Genomic DNA, 16,882 nt, shown 5'->3' with positions numbered 1-16,882 from the left:
CGAGACAAGGAATGCCAAGGCGGAGGCGGCACGGTGACCCTCGCCGAGGTCGATGCATCGGCCTGGGCCGAACTCGAAGGCGCGACTGCCGATCCGCAGTCGGCCTTCCGCTACCTGAACCTGTGTTCGGTCGATGCCGGCGGCCGGCCGCAGGCCCGCATGGTCGTGCTGCGGCGCGCGGATGCGGCGCGGCGCATCCTGGAAATCCATACCGATGTCAGAAGCCCGAAATGGCAGGAAATATCGGCCAACCCTTCGGTCGCCATCCTCGGCTTCGGCCCGCAGTTAAAAGTGCAGCTTCGCCTTCAGGGATCGGCCGAACTCTATGGACCGGCAAGCCAACGCGCGGCCGAGGCCTGGAGCCTGCTGCCGCCATCGACACGCAGCACCTATATGGGCGGGCCGCCGGGCGACGACATCGAGGAGCGGCCTGCGAGCGACGGTACGGTCGCAGATGCCGACGGACGGGCCTTCTTCGGCGTGCTGATATTCCGGGCCGAGACGCTCGACTGGTTCCAGCTGCGCCATGCCGACAACCGGCGCGCGGTCTTTGCCTATGACAATCTCGGCGCCCTCACCTCCTCGCGCTGGGTCCACCCCTGACCCGATCGGATTTCCATCCGGCAAGCCGGGCGATCAGGCAGGGACGTAGGTCAAGCGGATCACATTCTCGTCGATCCGATCATGGGCCATAAGGCGAAGCGGCGGCCGCGGTGCGGCGAAATAGGGCGTACCGTGACCAAGCACGACGGGGTGCAGGTAGATCTGATACTCATCGATCAAGCCGAGTTCGGTCAGGCTTCGCGCCAGGTTCGGGCCGGCAACTTCGATCTCCCCGTCGCGCTCGGCCTTCAACTTGCGGATCGCGGTCTCGAGATCACCCGTAACAAGCGTGGCGTTGGGGCCGACCGGCGTCAGCGAGCGTGAGACCACCCATTTTGGCTGCTTCCGCCACGCTTGCGCGAAGGCTTGTTCGTCTGCACCCCATTCAGGCTGATCGTCGTCCCAGTAACGCATGATCTCATACATTCGGCGGCCATAGACACTGCCCGCCAGCCGCTCGGTCCCCTCGATGAAGTGGCGAAAGAGCGTCGGGCTTGGCCCAAATTCCGTATGATCGACGTAGCCGTCCAGCGACTGGTTCATTCCGAACACGAGCTTAGCCATGCCACTTCCTTTCCTTAAAGGGCACATCCGCGCATGCGGTAAAATAGCTCGACTGATTTCAAATTGCAATTGGTTTGCGATCCGCACGAACGCTCGCCTCGCTCTCAGGACGGCTATGCCCAGGGTCGGGAACCGCTGAAGCATAGCGGCGGGTTTGCAGTTGTGCCTTACGACGAAGGAGCGGCGACGTTGACGCAATGACGCGCGTGTTACTGAGCATTGGCCCGCTTGGAAATTGCTCGTGAGAACCCCGCGATCAAGTTGGCGGCTGAACCCAAATTGCGCGAAGCACTCGCGGGCCTTGGCCACCCGGCTGGCGCAGCACTGGTCGCCTCGATATGGATCGTAACAGCGAGAGCCTAAAACCTTTCTGAGTCAGTCGGACTATCCCGTGACTGCTTCGAGCCGTCGTCAATTTTGCGGGGCAGTTAAAACCACGCGCCCCCGGCGGGGTCGAAAGTCCAACACTTGCCGACCAGGCGACGTACCTCAGGCTGCACAAAACCGATGAGATTTGTGATCAAGCCAGGATCGGCTTTCATCTCCCATGACAGTTCGATACGCTGATTGCAGAGTGCAATCTCGCTGCTGTCCTTATGAGGGAAAAATTCCGCAATCTCTTGGGATTCAATCAGCACGTCGCTCTCGCTGGCCAATTGAACGTCCAGTTCAACCGGTGCACCGAATTTCAAGTGGTCCGGAGCGACCTGCCTAAGGGGTTCACGGTACTGGGCAAGCGCGGCTTGTAGCGCAGTCAAATCGTCAAAGCCGTCACGGAAAAGGATTAGCAAAGTGAGAAGTTGCATTCATGAACCTCGGTACAGAATTCGAAAATTCCAATAACGATAACGGTCTGTTTGCAGGCCGGTCAGCCGCCCTGCCGTCGACGCCGCAAGTGAATCACGGTTTACAACGCGCCCTGAGGCGAATGGTATCGACCAACTGGCCCTCCGTTCGATGCCCATAGACACCAACCATCATAATCGATGCCACAATAGTGGTGTTATCATCAATGTGATCATGCTCCGCCTGACCTTTCGATGCTTTAGGGACGGCCCGCCACCAGGGTCTCTCACGCAGAGATTTCTACGCCCGATTTCTGGGCCGGTTCGCTCGCTCTGGAAAGAATGAGTTACAGAGGCGCAGCATAATCCGAATCCTGTTTGGCGTACTCTGCAATTCATTATCAATGCCATCCCGATGTTTTTGGACTCGCCTATCGGCGTCCTCCGGAGACTTTCCAATCTCAACAAGGTCATTCTTTCCTTTTTGGTACAGAAAGTCCGCCTCTAGGGTGTGAAGGGCTTCGGCGACCGTATCACCTGTTTTCCCGTAGGTTTCGGCCAGCTTCATATGGACGGCCGTACAATAGAAGAATTGATATTTGGGAAAACGACGCTTGTGTTCTTGCGCGGTCGAAACGGTTGGCAAGATAATCAGAAATACTGCAATCAACCGAAATTTCATGTCGACTCTCGACGGACACCGGACGCGATCGATATCACATACTCAGCGCCCCGTGCCCGAACTTGTCGGTTGAACCTTAACTTTCGGTTGCGACTGATGACCGCTTCGGGGCCGATAGCGGCCCCGCGATCATCAATGACTGCGTAGCTGTGCTTTTATGCAAGAGCTTCGTCCCGGCCGGAATGCGCCAATGCCGGACATTGCCGGCATTGCAAAACCGTCTATTCTGCGACGTTGCAAAAGTCAGGAAAACAACTGTCGCTTTAATCGGGAATTTCGCGACAAAAGAGAACCTCACTATGGAATCGATTATCGCGATTGGGACCATAAAAGATGTTGAGCCGTGGGCGGAACTTCGCGTTGCGCTGTGGCCGCATCACTCGCTCGAATATCATCGCGCTGAGTTGGGCCTGGCGTTTCTTTCAGAAAGTGGAGACGCCGTCGCGTTCATCGCTCGAAATGCTGCGAATGAAGCTGTCGGGTTTGCTGAGGCCACTTTGCGACGTGATTATGTGAATGGATGCAGCAGTTCGCCCGTTCTATTCCTCGAAGGGATTTATATCAGGCCCGTTGACAGGCGAAAGGGTATCGCACGGCTGCTTTGCAATGCCGTTGCCGATTGGGGTAAGTCGCTTGGGTGTGTTGAGTTTGGCTCTGACGCGCCGATAGAGAATTCCGCCAGCCATGCGCTCCATACCGCATTAGGATTTGAGGAGACACAACGCGTCGTGTTCTTCCGAAAGCCACTGTAGGCCGGTGTTGCCCTTCCACGAGATGGTTTGCTGCACAAATCCCGACTTTTGCGACACTCCGGTCTTTCCCGCGTTCGAGGATTCTCGCCGCAAAACTCTGTCGCAAAAGTTGGCGTTTCTCAACGGATTTTTGCGACGGCCAATGACCGGCTGGGCCGGAAGCGGCCGACGCGTCGCGCTGGTTGCGGTCGGCTGCGCGCGGAACGTTGCTCAAACAAAAGCTCCGGCCAGCGGCGTCGGCCAATCAACGGCCGGCGAAACGGCGTCTCGCGGCGTCGGTGACGGGTGTATAGAGGGCGACGCGTGTGCCCTCGGGATCGGAAATCTGCGCTGTCCGATTGCCCCATGGCAGATCCTTGGGTGGGTGCACGACCGTGACCTGGTCCTTGAGCCGCGCGAATTCCGCATCGACGTCCGAGACCATGAACTCGAGAATGGCCGTCCTGTTGGCCCCTGGTTCCGCACTACCTTCGCTGAACAAGGCCACGGTTTGCGCGCTGCCTATTGCGAGGCTCGCGCCGGCGGTGACGATCTCGGCGAAGACCGGCGCAAGCCAGTCGGCGCGGCAGCCGGTCACAAGCTCATAAAAAGCCACCATGCCTGTCATATCCGAGGCAATGAGGCGGGTGGATGCGAACTTCATGATCTTCTCCTTGGGTGTGCGACGATCTCTTTCCTTGCTTTTGTGACATAGCCGTGCTGACAGCGTTGTGGCAGCAGGAGTCATCAGGCATGCGAAAAGCGGAGCGGCTTTTTCAGATCATCCAGATTCTTCGACGGTCGAGCCGCCCGGTGACCTCGTCCGAGCTTGCGGATGAACTTGAGGTCGCGCGGCGAACCGTCTACCGCGATATCGCACACCTGATGGCCCAGCGTGTTCCGATCGAGGGCGAAGCGGGATTCGGCTACGTCCTCGATCCCAGATATGACATGCCGCCGCTCATGCTGACGCCTGACGAGATCGAGGCCGTCGTGCTCGGCGTTCAAATGGTGGCAAGGTTGAATGACGCGGCCATGCGGAATGCCGCCGGCGATGTGATGGCCAAGATCACATCGGTCATGCCGCAGGACCTTCTTCCCTATATTGCCCAACCCGCCGTCGGCATCAAACCGGATGATGTCGGCGGCGATGCGACACGCGATACGCGTCCGCTCAGGTTGGCGATCAGGGAAGGCCGCAAGCTTGAGCTCACCTATCGCGCGGCGGATGGGACGATCACCAGCCGCATCGTCTGGCCTGTGCTTCTCGGCTATGCCGACGCGCACAGCCTGTTGATCGCCTGGTGCCAATCAAAACAAGCCTTCCGTCATTTCCGCACCGAACGGATCCTCAAAGTCGAGATTCTCGATGAATCCATAGGCATGTCCCGGAGCAAGCTGAGGCAGCAATGGCAGCAGTGGCGCGATGCCGAAATGCGGAAATCCCGTGGGGCGCAGTGATCGTTGCACGTATCTATTCCCTTTTCCCAGTCCCCCAATTGTGTCGTTTGCGCATCACTTTCCGTAAGGTTGTAAAAACCCGCTTGGCAACGGCAATCTCATTCGCTACAAAACGGTCACCGTTTCAGATCGAACATAAGGGAGGCGTTGCATGACACCAGCAATCATCGAAACCTTCCCGTGCGGAATGTCCCGACGCTAGGTCATTTCCATTCGCGGCCCGCCTTAAGCGCGCGCCATGCGGTTTCATTTCCCTCATAGCCCAATTTGATCTGACGGGATCAGTTTGTCTCCCGTTTGGGCTGTGCCATCCAACTCTCTATTTTGAGGACCGGCCGCCGAAACGGGGCCGAGCGATTAAAATGACTCGCAAGAAGCTCGATTTCCGCGCCGATGCCTATCGCCATGTGCTCGGCTTTGTTTTTCATCATTGGCGCCATCGGCCTGTCCTGGTCGGCGCGATCATCGTGCTGGTGATCTCAAGCACGCTGGCCGAAGTCATGGTGCCGGTTTTCTCCGGCCGGATCGTCGATGCCATTGCCGGCGGCAATGCAGCCGATGGTGCGCTCCACGCCTTCGTCATCGTCGTGGCGCTCGGCCTGACCAGCGTGGCGCTGCGCTGGTTCATCTTCAACGGCATCATCCGGCTGACGCTGCGCACCATGGCCGATGTGGTCAATGACGGCTTCCACAAGGTGCAGCGGTTCTCGACCGACTGGCACGCCAACAGCTTTGCCGGTTCGACGGTGCGCAAGATCACCCGCGGCATGTGGGCGCTCGACGCGCTCAACGACCTGCTGCTGGTCGCCCTGCTGCCGTCCATCGTCATGCTGGTCGGCGCCAGCATCGTGCTCGGCAGCTATTGGCCGGTCATGGGCCTGATCGTGGCTGCCGGGTCGCTCGTCTATATCGGCGTGACCGTGGCGCTTTCCATGGGTTTCGTGTCGCCAGCGGCAAGGCTTGCCAATGCCTGGGACACCAAGCTCGGCGGCGCGCTGGCGGATGCCATCAGCTGCAATGCGGTGGTCAAGGCCTTCGGGGCCGAAAGCCGCGAAGAGCGGCGGCTGGGCCATGTGCTCGCCAGATGGGACAGCCGCACGCGGCGGACATGGAAGCGCGGCACATTGAGCGGCACGATCCAGGGCTTCATGATGGTTTCCATGCAGGCCGGCATTTTGGGAACGGGCCTGGTGATGTGGCAAAAGGGGCTGGCGACGCCTGGCGACATCACCTTCGTGCTGGCCATGTTCTTCGTTCTGCAAGGCTATCTGCGCAATGTCGGCCAGGACATCCGTAACCTGCAGCGTGCCGTCAACGACATGGAAGAGCTGGTGCTGCTCGACAAGATGCCGCTTGGCATCGAGGACAGGCCGAACGCCACGCCGATCAGGATTGGCGAGGGCGAGATCGTCTTCGATCGCGTCACCTTCCAGTATGGCGCGCATCCCACTCCGCTTTATGAGGACTTTTCGGTCGTCATCAAGCCGGGTGAGCGCGTGGGCCTGGTGGGGCATTCGGGTTCGGGCAAGACGACCTTCGTCAAGCTCATCCAGCGCCTCTTCGACGTGAAGTCGGGTTCGATCCGCATCGACGGGCAGGATATATCAGGGGTCAGGCAATCCAGCCTGCGCGGCCAGATCGCCATCGTGCAGCAGGAGCCCATCCTGTTCCACCGCACGCTGGCGGAAAACATCGCCTATTCCAGGCCGAACGCCTCGCGGCGCGAGATCGAGCAGGCGGCGAAACAGGCGAGCGCCCACGACTTCATCATGGACCTGCCCAAGGGCTATGAGACGATGGTGGGAGAACGCGGCGTCAAACTGTCGGGCGGCGAGCGGCAGCGTGTCGCCATTGCCCGGGCCTTCCTGGCCGATGCGCCGGTGCTGATTCTGGACGAGGCGACCTCGAGCCTCGACAGCGAAAGCGAAGTGCAGATCCAGCAGGCCATGGAACGGCTGATGCACGGCCGCACCACGCTTGTTATCGCCCATCGGCTGTCGACGGTCAGGGCGCTGGACCGGCTGCTGGTCTTCGACAAGGGCAAGATCGTCGAAGAGGGCGACCATCAGGCGCTGATCCGGCTCAAGGACGGCATCTATCGCCGGCTGTTCGAGCGGCAGGCGCTGGAACTGACCAAGGGCCTGGTGGCCTGAACCGAAACGCCAGGGCGATGCTCTGGCGTTTCCTTTCTGCATTGGCGTCCGCGTGCGCCATCACTGCGCACGCGGGCACTGGACGATCAGCGAAAACCGCCGCTGGCGGCCAATCGCTCACCGGTCAGCCAGCGGGCATCGTCGGAAGCGAGGAAGACCGCGACGCCGGCGATATCGTCCGGCTGGCCGGTGCGGCCGAGCGGCGTCTGGGCCACCAAAGTCTGCTCGAAATCCGAGCCGATGACGCCGGCGGTGTGCGTACCTTCGGTCTCCACGATCCCCGGGAGGATGGCGTTGACCCGGATCTTGCGCGGCCCCAGCTCCTTGGCAAGCACGCTGTTGATGCCCTCCACGGCGCCCTTCGTGCCCGTGTAGACCGAAGAGGCCGGCGGCGCCAGGCTGGTCACTACCGACGAGATGTTGATGATGCTGCCGCCCTCGCCGAGATGTTTGACCGCTGCCTGGCTGGTCAGCAGAACGCCCAGAACATTCACGTCGAAGATGCGCCGATACTGCTCCTCGGTCACCTCTTCGATCGGCGCGAATTCATAGACGCCGGAGTTGTTGACCAGCACGTCGAGCTTGCCGAACTGCTTGACCGCGGCATCGACCAGTCCCTGTGCCTGTTCGGCCTTCGAAACATCGCCCTGGACCGCGATGGCCTTGCCGCCGGCCGCGTGGATCGCCTCAACCACGGCGTCCGCTCCGGCCTTGCTCGAAGCGTAATTCACCACCACCTGTGCACCCTCTGCCGCAAGCGCCTTGGCAATCGCAGCGCCGATCCCTTTCGAGGCGCCGGTTACCACAGCAACCTTTCCCGTGAGCTTAGCCATATCGAATTCCTTTTGACTCGGACGGCCGTCGGGAGTGGCGGCCTTGTTCCGTAGTTCAGAAATTCGGAACTGTTGATCTTGATGTCAAGTGTGGCTATATAAAATTTATGAGACCGCTCTTTCACCCAGCATTAGAGGACATCCGGCCTGAAGCGATTCTCTATGCGCTTTCCGATCCGGAGCGCGCCGCAATTTTCGCGCAGCTTGCCGGTGCTGCCTGCGGCAGGACGTGTTCTGCCTTCGCGGAGTTCGGGGAGCGCGTCATCCCGAAGTCGTCGCTGTCGAACCATTTCAAGGTATTGCGGGAGTCCGGGCTGATTCTGAGCGAACGCCAGGGTGTGGAGATGCGCAATCAAACCCGCTGCGCAGAACTCGACGAACGCTTCCCGGGCCTGATCAAGGCCATTCTGACCGCTTACGGACAGATTCCCGGGCAGTTGAAGGGGCTTACGCCCCCTCAATAGTCGGCATTGCCGCCCGGTCAGAGGACCGAGACGTTTTCAGCCTTGGACTTTCCAGTCTTGCGGTCCTGTCCGACCTCGAAGCTGACCTTATCGCCTTCGCGGAGCGAACCGCCGCGTTGCAAGGCAGACACGTGAACAAACACATCCTGTCCGCCGCCCTCAGGCGTGATGAAGCCGAAGCCCTTGTCGTCGTTGAAGAATTTAACCGTACCCGTTGGCATAAGAGCCTCCTATTTCGTTCGTCCGGATTGCGAAGCGGACGCTACAGCGCCAGCGCTCGACTATCAATGGCGCGCGTGCAGATCACTGCTATCTGGGCTTCGATTGTGCCGATGATTGTGACCGCGCGTTCTTCTATAAGCCGACCGGCTGCACCAGCCCGAAAGGGCGACATGCATTAAGCCTTGCCCAGATGCTTCGGCCAGAATTGCTGATGAATTTCGGCGGCTTCGTCTTCGAGGTCCGTCGGGCCAATCACGGTGACGGTGCGCGCGCCGGTTTGCAACACCGCCCGGCTCGGCACGTTCAACCCGATCCCGGCGATCTCGCCAAGCCGTGTTTCCGAGCACGCAAACACCATGCGCCCGATGCCCGACCAGTAAATCGCCCCGGAGCACATCGCGCAGGGCTCCGTGCTGGTGTAGAGCGTGCACTCACCGAGAAAAGCAGAATCGTAGTGCCGTGCGGCCAGTTTAACCAGGTTCATCTCGGCGTGGTTCGTCATATCGTGGCCGGTGAAGACGCTGTTTTCGGCGCGCAGGATGACTTCGCCGTCCTTCACCAGCACCGAGCCAAATGGTTCGTCGCCGCCTTCCATCGCGGATTTCGAGAGCGCAATTGCCTCGCGTAAAAACGGCTCGTGGTTTTCCATCAGAGTCCCCCAGCTAGAGCGGGATGATCTTGTCTTGAATCGGTGGGATTTCCAAGGCTGCAAATCCGATTCAGGTCGGCGATCTCTAACCACAACCGTCAGCTTCTCTTATCTCGTCGCTGCGGCACTCACGCCGACATATCCTCGTTCCAGCGGCGTTGCATCTCCTCGGGCGTGACCTGCTCGATGGTTTGCGACAACATCCAGCGATGACCGAAGGGATCAAGCACCTGCGCCACCCGCTCGCCAAAACTCTGGTCGGTCGCCGGGCGCAACATCGTCGCCCCGGCCGACAGCGCCTGCGCCAGTGCGGCGTCGGTCGACACCGTGTCCATGTGGAAGGTCACCGGCGAGCCTCCGACGGTATCGGGAGACAGGGCGCCGAAGTCCGGATATTCGTCTGCCAGCATCATCAGCGTCTCTCCGAAACGCAGCTCGGCATGGCCGATTCGTCCGTCCGAAGGATCGGTCATGCGAAAGACTTCCGTGGCGCCGAAAGCCTCCTTGTAGAAGTCGATGGCCCGTGCCGCATCCTTGACGATGAAGTAGGCGCTCACTTTTCGGGCAAAACTCGGCATGGATGATCCTCCTTGACTGGGTTCTTTATTAACGTTACGTATCGTAATGATATGAGTCAAGAGCGTAACGCAACACCGAAAAAACGAGGGCGGCCGCCAAGCGCTGCCGCGCAGAGGCGTGCCCTGGAGGCCGCCCATGAAATCCTGATGGCCGAAGGTTTTGGCCGCATGACGATCGAAGCGGTGGCGGCGCGGTCCGGTGTCGGCAAGCCGACGATCTATCGCTCCTGGGCCAACGCGCAGGAACTGGCGATGGCCGCTCTTCTGGTCAACCGCCTACCGGAAACGGAGGTTGGAGGGGCCACGGCGCAGGCGGCTCTCGGCGCCCAGATGAGCGGACTGGTGACGGCCTTTGCAAGCACGCGCGGGCGGCAGATCACCATGGCACTTGCGGCCGCCGATCCGGAAAGCGAATTCACCAAGGCCTTCCGCAATCGGGTGATCCTGTCGAGCCGCAACGCCGGTCGTGTCATCCTGGAGCAGGCTCTGGCTCGCGGAGAGATCGTGGCGCCGCCTGATATGGAGGCGCTGCTCGACATGATCTACGGACCGGTCTTCTTCCGGCTGCTGGTCGGCCATCGCCCGGTCTCGCCGGAGTTCGGCGATGCGATCGTCAGGACTGCGTTGCGGGCCGTTACACCGTCGGGCGCATGAATCCTCACGTCGCCATCGGCGGCGCCGGTATCCCGCCTGCCCGCTGACCGCCGCTGCGCAGGCGGCCGATCCCATGGCCTAGCCGCGATCGTCACCCGGCTCGCCGAGGTGGCGCTGGACCCACTTGATCTCTTCCGAGGCGGTGCGCCCGAAATGCCGTTTGAAGTCGCGGCTGAACTGCGCCGGGCTGGCGTAGCCGACCGAAGCCGCGACCTCGGCGATCGTTCTCGTCCGGCGCGCGATCATCAATCTTGCTTCGTGAAGCCGCATCGCTTTGACATATTGCATTGGACTGTTGCCGGTCAGATCCTTGAAATGGACATGGTAGGAGGGAACGCTCATGCCCACCTCTCTTGCCAGATCGGTGACGGCAATCTCCAGGCCATAGTTTTTCCGCAACCAGGCCAGGCTCCGGATGATCTTTCCGGATCTGCCTTTCTGCTGGAGGGCGGCGATCATCGCGCCGCCTTGCGGACCGACCAGGACCCGGTAGTGCAGTTCGCGCAGAAGGCCGGCGCCAAGCACGGCAATCTCAACGCTGCTGCGTAGCGCCGTCAGCAGGCGCAGCAGGACGTCCTCGATATCGCCATCCATCCTGCTCGACACCAGGCTTCTCGGCTCGTCACCCGGCAGTTCGGCATGCTGTTCCACCTGCAGCGCGATCTCGGCTGCCATCTGCATATCGAACTCGACGTAGACCGCCAGCAATGGCCGCTCGGGACTGGCCGTGGACGTCATCCGAAACGGGACAGGCAGCGACACCGCCAGATAATGCTCCTCGTCATAGAGGAAGACCTCGCCTTCGAGCATGCCCTGCTTGCTGCCCTGCAAGACGAAAACCGCGCCGGGCTTATAGAGCACCGGGATGTCGTGGAGCACGGCTTCGGTGCGCAAGATGCGGACGGAATTGAGCGCGGTCGGATTGTATCCGTGACGCGGCGCGAGACTTCCGGCCAGCGCGACGATCTCTCGCCGCTTCGATCGGTCGCGATCGCTAGGCATAGGATTTGGCAACATCTTCAGAGAATCCGCAATCGAAGCACCGGGTTCTTCATACTATTTGTCAAATCCCACCCTCAATCAAGGAATGTTTGCCGATGTCACGAAAGACCTTTTTCATCACCGGATCGAATTCCGGCTTCGGGCTGGCCATCGCGTCTGCGGCTCTTCAGGCCGGCCACAGGGTGATCGGCACGATGCGCTCGCAAGCCTCGCGCACAGCGCTCGCCAAAACCCTGCCTGGCCTGCGGCCGGTCCTCTGCGACGTCACCGCGTTCGACCGTATCGATGATGTCGTCCGGCAGGCGGAGGAGGAGCATGGGCCCGTCGACGTGCTGATCAACAATGCCGGCTACGGCCATGAGGGCGTGCTCGAGGAGTCGCCGGTCGAAGAGATGCGGCGGCAGTTCGACGTGAACGTGTTCGGCGCCGTCGCCGTTGCCAAGGCATTTCTGCCACGGTTTCGCGCGCGACGCCGCGGGTTCATCGTCAACGTCACCTCGATGGGCGGCATGATCACCATGCCCGGCATCGCTTATTATTGCGGCAGCAAATTTGCGCTTCAAGGCATATCGGAGGTGATGCGTGCGGAAATGGCTCCGTTCGGCGTCCATGTGACGACCCTTTGCCCCGGCTCCTTCCGGACGGACTGGGCCGGACGATCGATGGTGCGCACAGCGCGGTCCATCGCCGACTATGACGCCCTTTTCGATCCGATACGCCAGGCGCGACAGGCCGTCAGCGGCAAGCAGCTCGGCGACCCCGCCAAACTGGCGGCGGCGGTGCTGGAGCTGGTCGAATCCGATAATCCGCCGCCGCAGCTTCTGCTCGGCAGCGACGCCCTCAGCCACGTGTCGGACAGAATCGCTCGCCTGCAGCAGGAGATCGAGGCGTGGAAATCCCTCACCGTCTCGACCGACGGCTGAGGGCAGAGGCTTTGCTTTCCGCTTCAACGCGGGATCATCAGCCAGCTTCAGTGGATGATTTTCCCGGCCGCCTCCAGCTTCCGCCTGAGCGCCTGTTCCTGTTCGAATGTCTTGTGCGGGAAATGTTCCCAACACCACCAGCGCGTCGGCACGGCCGGGGATGGGCTGTGGCCCCAGCCTCCCCATTCCTTGCAGCGTGTGCCGTCGGCAAGCCGGTGCTCGCAATAATGCTCGACGATCTCATTGGCGCCGGGCGCGCTCGAATGGCCTTCAATGCTCATGGCTGCGCCATCCTTGATTTCCCGCTCTTGATGCTCTCATAGATCATCTCCAGCCGCCTCGAGGCGACATAGGCGCTGTCCTCGTATCCGGCCGATGGCCAATCCAATCGATGGCTGCCGTCAGCCGCCACGATCCAGAACCAGCGATTATCGATCCCTCCGCCTGCCTGTGACCGGAATATCCTTCCGATCTGGGTATCGCCGTCAAAAGCGACGTAATCGTCGCCGGCTTTCTCCTTCCAGGCGTGCCGCCACTTGTACTTGATTTCTCGGCCACTGACATGTTCCCACGATTTCCATGTGATTTGTTCTGGCATGCGTCGTCCTGTCCTCTCGCGAGGTATCTCTTTGACCGCATCGTTGATGGATGGCTCTCGCCCGAGCCGGTGAATTCAGATCAGCGTCGGTTCCGGATCGGGGTCGATCGGATCGATGATGTCAGCCGTGTCATTCTTGGGCGAGCCCACATTGCGGCCGATCGGCCACATGGTCATCAGCTCCGCCGGGAACGGTTTCATCAGGTCGTTCGGGTCAGGCTCCGGCGACAGCCAGCGCTCGTAATCCTCGCGGTGCAGGACGACCGGCATGCGGTCATGGATCTGCGCCATCATCGCATTCGGCTCACAGGTCACGATCGCAAAGTTCCGGATCTCGATGCCGGCAGGATCTTTCCATATCTCCCAGATGCCGGCGAGCGCGAAGGGCGAGCCGTCGGCCATGGCGATCGCATAGGGCTGCTTGTTCTTGCCCGTGCCGAAGATATCCTTCCATTCGAAGAAACCGTTGATCGGCACCAGACATCGCCGCGATCTGTAAGCCGAGCGGAACAGGCCGTTGGTTGCAATGCCCTCGCAGCGCGCATTGATCGGCGGCGGCCGGCCACCCGGCTTCATCCATGCCGGCATCAGCCCCCAGCGCGCCGAGGCGAACACCGGCCCCATGACATCCGGCTCGCGGACCATGTCGCGAATGATGATCGGGTAATCCAGCGTCGGCGCGCCGTTATAGCGCGGAAATCGGTTCCCGAGCGCATCGATCGCGCCTCGCTCTGCGAAGGCGAAATTGCGCACCAGTTCCTCAAGCGATGTCTTGATGTAGACGCGGCCGCACATCCAGAACTCCATTCCGCATATTAGATGTTCTGATTATGTTCTGGGTGTTGGAGGCGAGTCAAGACCGGTCGCTACAACCGACGCCGCCAACGCTTTTCGCCCGTATCAAGGCGAAGCCTGTCGAGTTTCGACCAAGGGTGATGGCAGAAATTCCGCCCTCGGCTTGACAGCCTTCCTACTGGAAGGTAGATAAAAGCCATGAGCAACCTTTTGACGACGTCCGACGAGATCCTGGCTTCCGCCCGCGCACTGATCATGACCGGAGGCTATAACGGCTTCAGCTATGCCGATATCGCTGCCGTCGTCGGGATTCGCAAGGCCAGCATCCATCACCATTTTCCGAGCAAAACCGACCTGGTGCGCACGCTTGTCGTGCGATATCGCGAAGATGCCGAAGCGGGTATCGCCGGCCTCGAGCAGCAGGTGCGGGATCCGCTGGCGCTTCTCCAGGCCTATGCCGGCCACTGGGCCCAGTGCATCGAGGACGCCAGCAGGCCTTTTTGCGTCTGCGCCCTGCTGGCGAGCGAACTGCCGGCGCTGCCGCCGGAGGTCGCGGCCGAGGTCAAGGCGTTTTTCCGCTTTGCTTCGACATGGCTGACCTCGGTGATGGAACGAGGTTTGAAGGACGGGAGCTTGAGACTGTCGAGCGAACCGCGCGTCGAGGCTGAGGCCTTCATGGCCTCCGTCCATGGCGCCATGCTGTCAGCCCGGGCTTATGGGGCTCCGGAGATCTTCGCCACCATTCTGGCGCCCACCTTGCAGCGCCTGTCTCCGACCGCCACTCGATAAGATCTCCGGCGACATAAGCCCGGAGCGACTCCTATGACCAGTGAAACTACCAACTAGTAGGAAGACAAAATGACCAGAGCTATTCTCCCCGCCAATGATCAAACCACCATCGCATCTGGCGATCGGGAACAGTGGCTGACGCGCTACTATGTCTCGCGCGCAGCCTTTTCCGCAATCTGGGTGGCGGCGGCTTTGACGGTCGGGCGCCAGTCGCCTGCCCTCGCGGCGGGTTTGCTGATCCTCTATCCGGCCTGGGATGCCGCCGCCAACCTGGTCGACGCAGCCCGCAATGGCGGCCTGGCAAACAACCGCAGCCAGGCGGTCAACGTCATCGTCAGCGCGGTGACGACAGCTGCCGTGATCGTCGCGCTGACGATGAGCATGAACTGGGTTCTCGGCGTCTTTGGCCTGTGGGCCATCTTTTCCGGGCTGCTGCAGCTTACAACCGCGATCCGGCGCTGGAAGACCGATGGCGGCCAGTGGGCCATGGTCCTCAGCGGCGGTCAATCCGCGGTGGCGGGCGCCTTCTTCATCGCCCAGGCACGCATGCCGGAACCGCCGTCCATTGCCAATATCGCCGGATATGCCGGCCTCGGCGCCTTCTACTTCCTGGTTTCGGCCGTCTGGCGGAGCGTCACGCAGATGCGGCGGAAGCGGGCCTGAGCCGCCATGCCCGCTGCCGATGGCGGCGAGAGTCCATCCTCGGGACAGGCCCTGGGAAGACAGAGCGCGGGGTGAACGTCCGTGTCGTTCACACCTGCGCCCCGCCGTTATTCCAGAATGACGACGGCTTCGACCTCGAAGAGCATGGGGTCGATCGCCAGCTTGGGAACGGGGATCAGCGTCTGCGCCGGCAGGGTTTCGCCGAACATGTCCTTGACGTTCCTGGTCAACACCTCAAGCTTGGACATGTCGTGATCGACCACGAAAACCGTGAGCTTGGCGACCTGATCCGGCCTGGCGCCGAGCCCCTCGAGAGCGGTGCGCAGATTTGCGTAAGCCTGCTTCACCTGGACGGCGAAGTCGGGCGATAAGGCCCCCGTCCCGTCCTGGCCGCCCTGCCCGGAGATATAGGCGAGCCTGGCGTCGCGGGGCACGATCACCGCCGTGCTGTAGCCATTCGGCGTCGGGTCGTAGAGGTTTTTCGGATTGACGATCTCAAGCTTGAGATCCTTCGCATTGGCTGTCGTCGCTGTGGGAATTGCCATGGTCATGATGATGAACCCTCCGATAAGCAGATGATTGATTGCGCGTGACATGATTTTTCTTTCGGGATCTGGGGATTGCGAGGAACGACCATCGCGGCCAGCAGGATTGAATGACTCGTACAATGTACGATTCAATGTCATCGTACGCTGTACGAGTCAATCGGTCAGGATCGACATTCCTGGCATTGTCGGTTTAGATCGGCGTTCTGATCACTAGGGAAAACGGATGGCAGCCAAACGCAGCGGCGCTGAGAGCAAACAGTCTCGACGGACGGTCGCCTCACCCCGGCAGGGGCCGGAGCCGCGCGGCGAAGCGCCCCTCTCGCTGGAACGGATCGTGGCGAGCGCGGTGGAACTGCTGGACGCCGAAGGCCTCGACGGCTTGAAGATGCGCCGGCTCGCCGATCGCCTCGGCGCGGGCGCGATGAGCCTCTATTGGCACGTCGGCAACAAGGAGGCGGTCTTCGATCTGGCGCTCGACGCGGTGCTCGAATATCGCCGGCCGCCTGAAATCGTCGCGCCCCAGGACTGGCGCGGGGAAATCATCCATATGCTCGAAGACTGGCGCGCCGGCATGCTGCGCCATCCCTGGTCGGCATCGCTTTTGCCGCGCCGGGCGCTCGGCCCGAACATCCTCAGCCGCCTGGAACTGCTGGGCAAGACCCTGTCCAAAGCCGGTGTCGCCGACGCGGATTTGAACGTCGCGATATGGTCGCTCTGGAACTATGTGATCGGCGCCACCATCACCCGGGCGAACTTCGAGCTCTCGGACGACGACAGGGCCGCCGCGCAGCAGCGCCTGACGGATCTCAGCCAACACTATCCGACAATCGAACGTTCCCGCCTGCTGCTCGACAATGATTGGGACGGCGCCTTCCGCAAAGGCCTCGATTTCCTGCTCGACGGCCTGGCTCCGAGACAATGAGCATTCGTCATCATCACCGCCGGATCCAGTCGGCGGAAGCGCGCAGGCACCCATCACCGGGTCATGTCGATTGCGGGCCTGCAACGGCAACTCTCGACCTCCTACGGCGGTAAAGTCAAACTTCGTACCGGCTTCGCTCAGCTTTGCCAGACCCCAAAGGCCGGCCTCGGGACCGGCCCCGGCACGGCCGTCACAATCAACCACCGGGAAAGCGCCGGTTTGCGAACCGACATTTCTACGGCCGCGTAGGAACCGATTGGCTT

23 protein-coding genes and 1 pseudogene are annotated in these 16,882 nt (G+C 61.1%); 11 read left to right on the top strand and 13 right to left on the bottom strand.

Annotation, left to right across the window (positions count from 1 at the left end; genetic code table 11):
* Positions 1–33: 33 nt before the first annotated feature.
* Positions 34–603, top strand: coding sequence for a pyridoxamine 5'-phosphate oxidase family protein (locus FHT75_RS08155; protein WP_097595795.1), 570 nt, complete (start codon positions 34–36; stop codon positions 601–603).
* A gap of 33 nt (positions 604–636) precedes the next feature.
* Here the strand turns inward: FHT75_RS08155 and FHT75_RS08150 are convergent, their stop codons facing one another.
* From FHT75_RS08150 to FHT75_RS08140, 3 genes are all read right to left on the bottom strand, one after another.
* A complete protein-coding gene (locus tag FHT75_RS08150; RefSeq protein ID WP_183844685.1) occupies positions 637–1,167 on the bottom strand; it encodes a dihydrofolate reductase family protein in 531 nt (176 codons plus the stop codon).
* A 428-nt stretch (positions 1,168–1,595) separates the two neighbouring features.
* Complete coding sequence (locus FHT75_RS08145) at positions 1,596–1,973, bottom strand: hypothetical protein (protein WP_052213350.1); 378 nt, start codon at positions 1,971–1,973, stop codon at positions 1,596–1,598.
* 280 nt (positions 1,974–2,253) lie between these two features.
* Positions 2,254–2,634 (bottom strand): hypothetical protein, encoded by a 381-nt coding sequence (locus FHT75_RS08140; protein WP_047614095.1) that lies wholly within the window; start codon positions 2,632–2,634, stop codon positions 2,254–2,256.
* A gap of 299 nt (positions 2,635–2,933) precedes the next feature.
* Between FHT75_RS08140 and aac(6') the strand changes: the two genes are divergently transcribed.
* Positions 2,934–3,386, top strand: coding sequence for an aminoglycoside 6'-N-acetyltransferase (gene aac(6') / locus FHT75_RS08135; RefSeq protein WP_047614093.1), 453 nt, complete (start codon positions 2,934–2,936; stop codon positions 3,384–3,386).
* A gap of 244 nt (positions 3,387–3,630) precedes the next feature.
* Here aac(6') and FHT75_RS08130 read toward each other — a convergent pair whose 3' ends face one another.
* Positions 3,631–4,029, bottom strand: a complete 399-nt coding sequence (locus FHT75_RS08130; protein WP_183844686.1) for a VOC family protein — start codon at positions 4,027–4,029, stop codon at positions 3,631–3,633.
* Between the two features lie 89 nt (positions 4,030–4,118).
* On the opposite strand from FHT75_RS08130, the gene FHT75_RS08125 reads away from it, so the two are divergent.
* Positions 4,119–4,826, top strand: a complete 708-nt coding sequence (locus tag FHT75_RS08125) for a helix-turn-helix transcriptional regulator (RefSeq protein ID WP_183844687.1) — start codon at positions 4,119–4,121, stop codon at positions 4,824–4,826.
* 362 nt (positions 4,827–5,188) lie between these two features.
* The gene (locus tag FHT75_RS08120) at positions 5,189–6,979 is read left to right on the top strand and encodes an ABC transporter ATP-binding protein (protein ID WP_183844688.1); all 1,791 of its coding nucleotides are present in this window, start codon (positions 5,189–5,191) and stop codon (positions 6,977–6,979) included.
* 86 nt (positions 6,980–7,065) lie between these two features.
* Here the strand turns inward: FHT75_RS08120 and FHT75_RS08115 are convergent, their stop codons facing one another.
* Entirely contained in the window at positions 7,066–7,812 is a 747-nt protein-coding gene (locus tag FHT75_RS08115; RefSeq protein WP_183844689.1) for a glucose 1-dehydrogenase, read from the bottom strand.
* Positions 7,813–7,919: 107 nt separating this feature from the next.
* On the opposite strand from FHT75_RS08115, the gene FHT75_RS08110 reads away from it, so the two are divergent.
* On the top strand, positions 7,920–8,276 hold the full coding sequence (locus FHT75_RS08110; RefSeq protein ID WP_183844690.1) for an ArsR/SmtB family transcription factor: 357 nt from the start codon (positions 7,920–7,922) through the stop codon (positions 8,274–8,276).
* Positions 8,277–8,293: 17 nt separating this feature from the next.
* Here the strand turns inward: FHT75_RS08110 and FHT75_RS08105 are convergent, their stop codons facing one another.
* The 3 genes from FHT75_RS08105 to FHT75_RS08095 all read right to left on the bottom strand — a co-directional run bounded on the left by FHT75_RS08105 (position 8,294) and on the right by FHT75_RS08095 (position 9,725).
* Positions 8,294–8,497, bottom strand: coding sequence for a cold-shock protein (locus FHT75_RS08105; protein WP_047614086.1), 204 nt, complete (start codon positions 8,495–8,497; stop codon positions 8,294–8,296).
* 176 nt (positions 8,498–8,673) lie between these two features.
* On the bottom strand, positions 8,674–9,147 hold the full coding sequence (locus tag FHT75_RS08100; protein WP_183844691.1) for a nucleoside deaminase: 474 nt from the start codon (positions 9,145–9,147) through the stop codon (positions 8,674–8,676).
* Positions 9,148–9,275: 128 nt separating this feature from the next.
* A complete protein-coding gene (locus FHT75_RS08095) occupies positions 9,276–9,725 on the bottom strand; it encodes a VOC family protein (RefSeq protein WP_018449534.1) in 450 nt (149 codons plus the stop codon).
* 51 nt (positions 9,726–9,776) lie between these two features.
* On the opposite strand from FHT75_RS08095, the gene FHT75_RS08090 reads away from it, so the two are divergent.
* Positions 9,777–10,379, top strand: a complete 603-nt coding sequence (locus tag FHT75_RS08090; protein WP_183844692.1) for a TetR/AcrR family transcriptional regulator — start codon at positions 9,777–9,779, stop codon at positions 10,377–10,379.
* Positions 10,380–10,457: 78 nt separating this feature from the next.
* On the opposite strand, the gene FHT75_RS08085 is transcribed toward FHT75_RS08090, so the two are convergent.
* Positions 10,458–11,396, bottom strand: coding sequence for an AraC family transcriptional regulator (locus FHT75_RS08085; RefSeq protein WP_183844693.1), 939 nt, complete (start codon positions 11,394–11,396; stop codon positions 10,458–10,460).
* Positions 11,397–11,476: 80 nt separating this feature from the next.
* Here FHT75_RS08085 and FHT75_RS08080 point away from each other — a divergent pair, with 80 nt between their 5' ends.
* On the top strand, positions 11,477–12,304 hold the full coding sequence (locus FHT75_RS08080; RefSeq protein ID WP_183844694.1) for an oxidoreductase: 828 nt from the start codon (positions 11,477–11,479) through the stop codon (positions 12,302–12,304).
* Between the two features lie 47 nt (positions 12,305–12,351).
* On the opposite strand, the gene FHT75_RS08075 is transcribed toward FHT75_RS08080, so the two are convergent.
* From FHT75_RS08075 to FHT75_RS08065, 3 genes are all read right to left on the bottom strand, one after another.
* A complete protein-coding gene (locus FHT75_RS08075; RefSeq protein ID WP_063476550.1) occupies positions 12,352–12,585 on the bottom strand; it encodes a hypothetical protein in 234 nt (77 codons plus the stop codon).
* Positions 12,582–12,902, bottom strand: coding sequence for a hypothetical protein (locus FHT75_RS08070; RefSeq protein WP_097542782.1), 321 nt, complete (start codon positions 12,900–12,902; stop codon positions 12,582–12,584). The genes FHT75_RS08075 and FHT75_RS08070 overlap by 4 nt, the downstream gene beginning before the upstream one ends.
* Positions 12,903–12,977: 75 nt before the next feature.
* Positions 12,978–13,697: an SOS response-associated peptidase gene (locus FHT75_RS08065; protein ID WP_047614460.1), complete on the bottom strand. Its 720-nt coding sequence runs from the start codon at positions 13,695–13,697 to the stop codon at positions 12,978–12,980.
* A 198-nt stretch (positions 13,698–13,895) separates the two neighbouring features.
* Here FHT75_RS08065 and FHT75_RS08060 point away from each other — a divergent pair, with 198 nt between their 5' ends.
* Positions 13,896–14,486 (top strand): TetR/AcrR family transcriptional regulator, encoded by a 591-nt coding sequence (locus tag FHT75_RS08060; protein ID WP_047614076.1) that lies wholly within the window; start codon positions 13,896–13,898, stop codon positions 14,484–14,486.
* 69 nt (positions 14,487–14,555) lie between these two features.
* Entirely contained in the window at positions 14,556–15,149 is a 594-nt protein-coding gene (locus FHT75_RS08055; RefSeq protein WP_063476548.1) for a DUF308 domain-containing protein, read from the top strand.
* A gap of 107 nt (positions 15,150–15,256) precedes the next feature.
* On the opposite strand, the gene FHT75_RS08050 is transcribed toward FHT75_RS08055, so the two are convergent.
* A complete protein-coding gene (locus FHT75_RS08050; RefSeq protein WP_063476547.1) occupies positions 15,257–15,745 on the bottom strand; it encodes a RidA family protein in 489 nt (162 codons plus the stop codon).
* Positions 15,746–15,920: 175 nt separating this feature from the next.
* On the opposite strand from FHT75_RS08050, the gene FHT75_RS08045 reads away from it, so the two are divergent.
* Both FHT75_RS08045 and FHT75_RS35770 read left to right on the top strand, forming a co-directional pair.
* Positions 15,921–16,619, top strand: coding sequence for a TetR/AcrR family transcriptional regulator (locus tag FHT75_RS08045; protein WP_063476546.1), 699 nt, complete (start codon positions 15,921–15,923; stop codon positions 16,617–16,619).
* A gap of 17 nt (positions 16,620–16,636) precedes the next feature.
* Positions 16,637–16,868 (top strand): annotated as a pseudogene (locus FHT75_RS35770) (histidine kinase); the annotation flags it as partial.
* Positions 16,869–16,882 lie beyond the last annotated feature (14 nt).

The sequence above is a fragment of the Rhizobium sp. BK112 genome (assembly GCF_014193215.1).
Lineage (GTDB): Bacteria > Pseudomonadota > Alphaproteobacteria > Rhizobiales > Rhizobiaceae > Rhizobium > Rhizobium anhuiense.
This window is presented reverse-complemented; position numbering and strand designations above follow the sequence as displayed.

Excerpts from the sequence above, each read along its gene's own strand:
- FHT75_RS08050 (WP_063476547.1), bottom strand. The coding sequence starts at position 15,745 with ATGTCACGCGCAATCAATCATCTGCTTATCGGAGGGTTCATCATCATG.
- FHT75_RS08130 (WP_183844686.1), bottom strand. The coding sequence starts at position 4,029 with ATGAAGTTCGCATCCACCCGCCTCATTGCCTCGGATATGACAGGCATG.
- FHT75_RS08075 (WP_063476550.1), bottom strand. The coding sequence starts at position 12,585 with ATGAGCATTGAAGGCCATTCGAGCGCGCCCGGCGCCAATGAGATCGTC.
- FHT75_RS08045 (WP_063476546.1), top strand. The coding sequence starts at position 15,921 with ATGGCAGCCAAACGCAGCGGCGCTGAGAGCAAACAGTCTCGACGGACG.
- FHT75_RS08065 (WP_047614460.1), bottom strand. The coding sequence starts at position 13,697 with ATGTGCGGCCGCGTCTACATCAAGACATCGCTTGAGGAACTGGTGCGC.
- FHT75_RS08070 (WP_097542782.1), bottom strand. The coding sequence starts at position 12,902 with ATGCCAGAACAAATCACATGGAAATCGTGGGAACATGTCAGTGGCCGA.
- FHT75_RS08100 (WP_183844691.1), bottom strand. The coding sequence starts at position 9,147 with ATGGAAAACCACGAGCCGTTTTTACGCGAGGCAATTGCGCTCTCGAAA.
- FHT75_RS08105 (WP_047614086.1), bottom strand. The coding sequence starts at position 8,497 with ATGCCAACGGGTACGGTTAAATTCTTCAACGACGACAAGGGCTTCGGC.
- FHT75_RS08140 (WP_047614095.1), bottom strand. The coding sequence starts at position 2,634 with ATGAAATTTCGGTTGATTGCAGTATTTCTGATTATCTTGCCAACCGTT.
- FHT75_RS08110 (WP_183844690.1), top strand. The coding sequence starts at position 7,920 with ATGAGACCGCTCTTTCACCCAGCATTAGAGGACATCCGGCCTGAAGCG.
- FHT75_RS08145 (WP_052213350.1), bottom strand. The coding sequence starts at position 1,973 with ATGCAACTTCTCACTTTGCTAATCCTTTTCCGTGACGGCTTTGACGAT.
- FHT75_RS08115 (WP_183844689.1), bottom strand. The coding sequence starts at position 7,812 with ATGGCTAAGCTCACGGGAAAGGTTGCTGTGGTAACCGGCGCCTCGAAA.
- FHT75_RS08125 (WP_183844687.1), top strand. The coding sequence starts at position 4,119 with ATGCGAAAAGCGGAGCGGCTTTTTCAGATCATCCAGATTCTTCGACGG.
- FHT75_RS08120 (WP_183844688.1), top strand. The coding sequence starts at position 5,189 with ATGACTCGCAAGAAGCTCGATTTCCGCGCCGATGCCTATCGCCATGTG.
- FHT75_RS08090 (WP_183844692.1), top strand. The coding sequence starts at position 9,777 with ATGAGTCAAGAGCGTAACGCAACACCGAAAAAACGAGGGCGGCCGCCA.
- FHT75_RS08055 (WP_063476548.1), top strand. The coding sequence starts at position 14,556 with ATGACCAGAGCTATTCTCCCCGCCAATGATCAAACCACCATCGCATCT.
- FHT75_RS08150 (WP_183844685.1), bottom strand. The coding sequence starts at position 1,167 with ATGGCTAAGCTCGTGTTCGGAATGAACCAGTCGCTGGACGGCTACGTC.
- FHT75_RS08085 (WP_183844693.1), bottom strand. The coding sequence starts at position 11,396 with ATGTTGCCAAATCCTATGCCTAGCGATCGCGACCGATCGAAGCGGCGA.
- FHT75_RS08060 (WP_047614076.1), top strand. The coding sequence starts at position 13,896 with ATGAGCAACCTTTTGACGACGTCCGACGAGATCCTGGCTTCCGCCCGC.
- FHT75_RS08095 (WP_018449534.1), bottom strand. The coding sequence starts at position 9,725 with ATGCCGAGTTTTGCCCGAAAAGTGAGCGCCTACTTCATCGTCAAGGAT.
- FHT75_RS08080 (WP_183844694.1), top strand. The coding sequence starts at position 11,477 with ATGTCACGAAAGACCTTTTTCATCACCGGATCGAATTCCGGCTTCGGG.